General features: G+C 41.4%; 6 protein-coding genes. 5 read left to right on the forward strand and 1 reads right to left on the reverse strand.

Annotation, left to right across the window (positions count from 1 at the left end):
• The first annotated feature begins 506 nt into the window (after positions 1 to 506).
• The 5 genes from FTT83_RS15115 (at position 507) to FTT83_RS15135 (ending at position 5,167) form a co-directional block, all read left to right on the forward strand.
• Complete coding sequence (locus FTT83_RS15115) at positions 507 to 992, forward strand: NUDIX hydrolase (protein ID WP_180176819.1); 486 nt, start codon at positions 507 to 509, stop codon at positions 990 to 992.
• Between the two features lie 4 nt (positions 993 to 996).
• The gene (mnmA, locus tag FTT83_RS15120; protein WP_180176820.1) at positions 997 to 2,130 is read left to right on the forward strand and encodes a tRNA 2-thiouridine(34) synthase MnmA; all 1,134 of its coding nucleotides are present in this window, start codon (positions 997 to 999) and stop codon (positions 2,128 to 2,130) included.
• Positions 2,131 to 2,146: 16 nt separating this feature from the next.
• Complete coding sequence (gene hflD, locus FTT83_RS15125) at positions 2,147 to 2,878, forward strand: high frequency lysogenization protein HflD (protein ID WP_086195683.1); 732 nt, start codon at positions 2,147 to 2,149, stop codon at positions 2,876 to 2,878.
• 63 nt (positions 2,879 to 2,941) lie between these two features.
• Complete coding sequence (purB, locus tag FTT83_RS15130) at positions 2,942 to 4,330, forward strand: adenylosuccinate lyase (protein ID WP_180176821.1); 1,389 nt, start codon at positions 2,942 to 2,944, stop codon at positions 4,328 to 4,330.
• 144 nt (positions 4,331 to 4,474) lie between these two features.
• Positions 4,475 to 5,167 carry a DUF2238 domain-containing protein gene (locus tag FTT83_RS15135; protein ID WP_166167003.1) on the forward strand — a complete coding sequence of 231 codons (693 nt, stop codon included), beginning with the start codon at positions 4,475 to 4,477 and terminating at the stop codon, positions 5,165 to 5,167.
• 256 nt (positions 5,168 to 5,423) lie between these two features.
• Here FTT83_RS15135 and sohB read toward each other — a convergent pair whose 3' ends face one another.
• Positions 5,424 to 6,386: a protease SohB gene (gene sohB / locus FTT83_RS15140; RefSeq protein WP_180176822.1), complete on the reverse strand. Its 963-nt coding sequence runs from the start codon at positions 6,384 to 6,386 to the stop codon at positions 5,424 to 5,426.
• Positions 6,387 to 6,946: the final 560 nt, after the last annotated feature.

The following is a 6,946-nucleotide window of genomic DNA, read 5'->3' on the forward strand; positions in this document are numbered from 1 at the left end:
GCTTGGTCAGGAGAATTAGTTGTGCACGCTGTTCTAAGCTGAGTGGGACGGTAACAATCCGTGGCATGTGCAAACATCGTTTAACCAAAAATGTCTTTTCGCATGTTTAGTTGTTTTTGTCAACTTATAGCTTAAATGAAAATACACATTTTAATGACTTGAGTAATGAAATAGTCGAAAATTTAGATGGTAATATTTATCTTTTTTTTAAAAAAACCAATTCTAAACAAAAACTTATTTATTTTCTTGATAATAACAAAATAATTTTAGGCATTCCTTTTGCTAAATTAATTACTTATGCAGAATATGGATAACTGGACAAAGCTCGAAATGAATATCTGGCTTTAATTCAAAATAAATCACGCAATTTATTCTTACTTAAGAAAGTACAAGAACTAGCAGCTAAATTTAAAATCAATTAACCAACTGAAGTTTCAATTCAGATCAGCATAGCCACAGAGCACTAAATTTTGTAGAATACCCCTTTTATCCCATGGTGCTTTTCTATGACCGCTTGGACTGCCCACGTTACCGTCGCTACTGTTATTGAAAAAAATGGAAAATTCCTGTTTGTTGAAGAACATACTCAAGGTGTAACGCATACCGTATTTAACCAGCCTGCAGGTCATGTCGAATGTGGCGAAACGCTCATACAAGCAGCCATTCGTGAAACCATGGAAGAAACCGGGCATGATGTAGAAATTACAGACCTGCTTGGCATATATACCTATACTCCGCCAATGTTCCCTGACCGTACCTATTTCCGTTTTTGCTTTTTAGCCACAGATCTGCATCATCATACAGATGCAAAACTGGATACTGGAATCGTGGGTGCCGTCTGGATGACATTGGACGAACTGGAAGAATCTGCACGCGCACGTAGTCCCTTGGTGATTAAAGCCGTCAAAGATGCCTTATCCGGTCAAAAATATCCTTTATCGCTCGTTTATGAGCACCAAAATTCTCCCCTATTTACAACTTTGGATGCCTAATCCTATGCAACAACGTGTCATCGTCGGTATGTCTGGTGGTGTAGATTCATCTGTGTCTGCAGCACTTCTTCTTCAACAAGGTTATCAGGTTGAAGGTCTTTTCATGAAAAACTGGGAAGAAGATGACGGCACGGAATACTGTACGGCGATGGAAGACCTTGCCGATGCGCAAGCAGTGTGTGACAAAATTGGCATCAAACTGCATACCGCCAATTTTGCCATGGAATATTGGGATCGTGTGTTTGAGCACTTCCTGGCAGAATATGCGGCTGGTCGCACCCCAAACCCGGATATTTTATGTAATAAAGAAATCAAATTTCGTGCCTTTTTAGATCACGCCGTGAACTTGGGTGCAGACTTTATTGCCACAGGTCATTACTGCCGTCGTGGTGAAACCATGACCAACTCGCGTGGTGAAGAATATGCACCTTTATTACGCGGATTTGACCAAAACAAAGACCAGACTTATTTCCTGCATGCCGTACATGGCCGTGAAATTAACAAGACTTTGTTCCCTGTCGGTGAAATTGAAAAGCCACAAGTGCGTAAAATTGCTGAAGAACTGGGTCTGGCAACCGCCAAGAAAAAAGACTCCACCGGAATCTGCTTTATTGGTGAACGCCGTTTTAATGACTTTTTAAAACAATATCTTCCAGCCCAACCCGGAAAAATTTTACTGGATACCGGCAAAGAGGTTGGTGAACATCACGGCTTAATGTACTATACGCTCGGTCAACGTGGCGGTATCGGCTTAGGTGGTCTGAAAGGCGAAGCCGAAGGCGCCTGGTTTGTGCTTTATAAAGATATTGAAAACAATCGCCTTGTTATTGGTCAGGGTCATGAGCATCCACTAATGCAAAGTACTATACTTTGGAGTGAAGCGATTGACTGGGTCGCGGGTGAGCAGGATATTCCAGTAACAGGTTTCCGCTGTACGGCTAAAACCCGTTATCGCCAGCCGGATCAGGCTTGTGTCATTTATCAAGATACCGATATGCCAAATGGCGTACGTGTTGAATTTGACGAACCGCAACGTGCGGTGACTCCAGGACAAAGTGTAGTGTTCTACGCAGATGAAGTTTGTTTAGGTGGCGGTGTGATTCATCATACCAATGCACCAAAACCTGATTTTATTTAAAAAGGAAGCGATAGGCATGGCTGAGTTACCCTTTCAACAGCCTCGGACTTTGAATGTACGTCAGAACCGTGCTTTGGCGTTGGCAGCTGTGTTCCAGTCGACACAGCTGACCCATATGACAGCCATGTCAGGACAACACAGTATTGGTGAAAATGGCAGCTTCTATTTAGAACAACTGATTAAAGCCAGCCTGAATATCCGTCCTACTTCCAATGAATCCTGTCAAACCCTAGACTTCTTTAATCAACTGGCCGATATTTCCCTTGGCTTAAAAACATTAGAAAGCAGCATTACCCAACCTTTTAATCCTTCTCCTAAATCACGTTTACCGAAATTTTCCAACGCCAAATTACCAATGAGTTATGCCATGGCGTTGTTACAGTTAGAGAAAAAAGTCTATAGCAATCCCAAGTTTGTTGAAATTATCGAACAATCACAACAAAAAATTCTAAAACAGCTGTCTTTTTTCGATAATAACTATTTACATCCCAGCATTATTGCCAACCTTGCCCAAACCTATATAGACACTGCGGGACAAATTAATCCCCGCATTATGGTCAAGGGTAATGCCGAAGCATTTAAAGATAGTGCCCATACCAACCGAATTCGCGCTTCCCTGTTTACTGGCCTGCAACTGGCACACTTATGGCGTCAGTTAGGTGGCAGCTCATGGGGCATGATTTTTAGCAAGCGCAAGCTGCTCCAGGATATTCAAGATCTTGCCCGTTTACAGTATCAGGTGGTTTAACCTGATCATGAACGAATTTTTATTATTCGCTTTACGTTTAATTCCAAAGTTTAAGGAATCGCTATGAACGCTTTAACCGCACTTTCTCCATTAGATGGACGCTACGCTAGCAAATGTGATGCTTTGCGCCCTTTCCTCTCTGAGTTTGGTTTAATCCACGCTCGTGTGACTGTTGAAGTACGCTGGTTACAAGCGCTTGCAAACCGTCCTGAAATCACTGAAGTTCCTGCTTTCAGTGCAGAAACCAATGCTGCGCTTGATGCAATTGTTGCCAACTTCTCTGAAGAAAATGCCAACCGCATTAAAGAAATTGAACGTACCACAAACCATGACGTTAAAGCAGTTGAGTATTTCCTGAAAGAACAGATTGCTGATATCGAAGAATTGAAAAATGCCGGTGAATTCATTCACTTTGCCTGTACTTCTGAAGATATCAACAACTTGTCTCATGCGTTAATGCTTAAAAATGGTCGTGAAGTTTTAGTTGCTGCAATGCAACAAATTATCGATTCAATCGTTGCTTTGGCTGAAACTCATGCTGAACAACCAATGTTGTCTCGTACCCATGGTCAAACTGCAAGCCCGACCACTTTGGGTAAAGAAATGGCGAACGTGGCTTACCGTTTGGCACGTCAAATCAAGCAATTCAAACAAGTTGAATTATTGGGCAAAATCAATGGTGCTGTAGGTAACTACAACGCGCACTACTCTGCTTACCCTGAAATCAACTGGCCTGCTCATTCACAAGCATTTGTTGAATCTTTAGGTTTACAGTTTAACCCGTACACTACTCAAATCGAACCACATGACTACATGGCGGAACTTTTTGATGCGTTACGTCGTTTCAACACGATTTTGATCGACTTTAACCGTGACATATGGGGTTATATCTCGCTTGGTTTCTTCAAACAACGTTTGAAAGAAGGCGAAGTGGGTTCTTCAACCATGCCGCACAAAGTCAACCCGATCGACTTCGAAAACTCTGAAGGTAACCTGGGTATTGCCAATGCAGTTCTTGCACACTTGGGCGAAAAACTTCCAATCTCTCGCTGGCAACGTGACTTAACTGACTCTACTGTGCTTCGTAACATGGGGGTTGGTTTTGCGCAAAGCTTGATCGCATTCGAAGCTTGCTCTAAAGGTATTGGCAAACTTGAATTGAATGCACAGCGTATTCTGGAAGATCTTGACCATGCTCAAGAAGTGCTTGCTGAACCAATTCAAACGGTAATGCGTCGTTATGCAGTTGAAAAACCATACGAGAAATTAAAAGCCCTGACTCGTGGTCAGGCCATGACTCGCGACATGATGGTGAACTTCGTAAATGGTAACGAGCTGGAAGCCGTTCCTGCTGCTGACCGTGCCCGTCTGGCTGAAATGACTCCTGCAACTTATACAGGTAATGCTTCAACTCAAGCGAAACAGATTAAGGATTTAATTTCTAAAATTTAATTCGAAATAAATCTAAAAAGCGAAGCTTCGGCTTCGCTTTTTTATTAGAATAGAATCTGTTGATAATTCATCTATGTTTGTAACCACATAAGCCATTGATGAAATTTCAGCACTTCCTATAAAACTTTGCCAATACAAGAAATAATGATTGAACATCAATTGAATATCAAACACTGGGTTGCTCTTGCAGTACTCACTATTGCGGTAATCATCGCCAGTATCCATCCTTTAGAATTTGAAGCATATCTACTGCATCAAGCCGGTACCGTGTTTATGCTGGTGCTGCTATTGTTTACCCAAAAAAAAATTGGCATGAGTTTTTATAGTTTTGTGCTCTATCTCATTTTTTTACTGATCCATATTATCGGTGCACATTACCTCTATTCCTATGTTCCCTATAACGAATGGCTAATTCAGCTGTTCAATTTTGACCTTAATCAATCGATGGGCTGGTCACGCAATATGTATGACCGTCTGGTGCATCTTGCCTGTGGTGTACTGCTCTACCCAGTGTTACTACGGCTGTTTCATGTATGGCTGCCTGAGGCCAAACCCTTCACGCTATTTTTATTAGTCGTGCAATTTATCATGGCCACCAGCTTAATTTATGAATGGCTTGAATGGCTGATTGCCATTGGTTTATCACCGGAGGAAGCAGAAAATTATAATGGGCAACAGGGAGATATGTGGGATGCACATAAAGATATGCTGCTTGCAACAGTCGGCGCTGCAGGCTATGGCCTTCTTGATTTATGTTATAAAAGCTTAGCTAAAATACCGCAACCAGAAAGTGACCACACGTCCAAGGATAGCATTCAGGCAAACAGGGAACCATGAGTCAGCTTCAGCCTCCCCCAGCTCTACTTTGTCAGCCATTTTTCAAGCAGAATACTATTTACTCCCAATATACTGAAACCGGATCAGTAAATCCGTTGCAGAAGTGGTTCTACGCTAAAGCATAAAAAACCTGTGCTCATTTATTTTAATTTCCTCATAAGGGGGGATCAAATTGAATCGGATATTAAGGGCTACAGTCAGTCAAAAAAATTGCGCTCATCAGAGCGCAATTTTAAAATCAGCAAACAGCTTTCAATTAAAGTTTAGGGTCACGCATTTGTAGCAAATTTGCATTGGCTTTACTCAATGATTCCATCACTTTATTCATCACTACAGGGACTAGACCGTCAGCTATTTGCGCCGCTTGTAGACCCAGCTTTTCACCCAGTGTCGGTTTACGTCGAGTTTCAATCACAAAGACTTCATGTTGTGGCAATAAAGCAAGTAAATATTCATCTGAAGTTTGCAGCTTATCTACCAGATTCAATTCAAGCGCATCTTTTCCATACCAGTGCTCACCAGTTGCCACTTTTTCAACATTCAACTGCGGACGATACTTTTCAACAAAGTGCTTAAACAGCTCATGCGTCTGCTGTAACTCTTGTTCAAATTTGGCTTTACCTTCAGCGGTATTTTCACCAAACATGGTTACGGTACGTTTAAACTGACCTGCGGTATAAAGTTCAAAGTCGATGTGCTTTTCTTTCAGCAGACGGTTAAAGTTTGGTACCTGTGCAACCACACCAATGGAACCGACCACGGCAAATGGTGCAGATACAATTTCATTGGCAATACAGGCCATCATATAGCCACCACTGGCTGCGACTTTATCGACACAGATCGTCAGGTTAAAACCGGCATCGCGCAAACGCACCAGCTGGGCAGCTGCCAGACCATAGCCGTGCACCATACCGCCCGGGCTTTCCAGACGTACCACAACACGGTCACGCCCTGCTTTTGCAGTGGCTAAAATCAGGGTAATTTCTTCACGCAAGTTTTCTACGGCAGAGGCTGCTGTGTCACCTTTGAAGTCAAGCACATAAATTTTTTGATTATTCTTTTTACGTAAACGCACTTCTTTTGAAAGCTGTTGGGCAAGATGCAGTTGTTCCAATTTAGATGCAGTCGCTTGTGCAATTTTTTTTCGTTGTTCATTTACACGTGCGTTTAAATGGTTGATACGGATTTCAGCGGGTAATTTGGGGTTGTGAAATAACATAAAAAATCTATTCTCAGTTTAATTCGGTTTATATCTTTAGATTAGGTCAATTTCAGCATTTTTCAATAGTATTATTACGATTGCGTTTAGCTTGTTCACATCGAATCAACCCCCTATATTGTGTCATAATAGCTTTCACCGCGAATAAACGAACATACAGCCAAAACCATCCCGAATATAACACCCCTATAATGACCGCATTAATTGGCCACCACGTCTGAATAAAGAAATTACCACGTCTTGAATTTTCAAATGGTGTGATTAATGAATACATTAAAACAAACAATATAATCAAAAAAATGAGAAAGAAATACTCCCCAAAGCGTGTATGCAACAAGGGGAATTTACCTTCCTGTTGTGCTTTTTGATAACGATATAGTTTAACTTCAGCATTTGCTCTAATGTAGGTACGCCACTTTTGGCCAAACTCAGTATTCTTTGTACACGACAAAAAAAGATAACTCATTGAAATAATGGCATAATACTTGTTTTCTGACGACGAATATGATGACACATTTCAATGAGTTACATCTCATCTTAAACAAATATCTAAAGTGGAA

The sequence above is a fragment of the Acinetobacter sp. YH01018 genome (assembly GCF_013420295.1).
Lineage (GTDB): Bacteria > Pseudomonadota > Gammaproteobacteria > Pseudomonadales > Moraxellaceae > Acinetobacter.

Bases quoted from the DNA above. Each gene is read 5' to 3' on its own strand.
- mnmA (WP_180176820.1), top strand. From the start codon at position 997: ATGCAACAACGTGTCATCGTCGGTATGTCTGGTGGTGTAGATTCATCT.
- sohB (WP_180176822.1), bottom strand. From the start codon at position 6,386: ATGTTATTTCACAACCCCAAATTACCCGCTGAAATCCGTATCAACCAT.
- FTT83_RS15135 (WP_166167003.1), top strand. From the start codon at position 4,475: ATGATTGAACATCAATTGAATATCAAACACTGGGTTGCTCTTGCAGTA.
- hflD (WP_086195683.1), top strand. From the start codon at position 2,147: ATGGCTGAGTTACCCTTTCAACAGCCTCGGACTTTGAATGTACGTCAG.
- purB (WP_180176821.1), top strand. From the start codon at position 2,942: ATGAACGCTTTAACCGCACTTTCTCCATTAGATGGACGCTACGCTAGC.
- FTT83_RS15115 (WP_180176819.1), top strand. From the start codon at position 507: ATGACCGCTTGGACTGCCCACGTTACCGTCGCTACTGTTATTGAAAAA.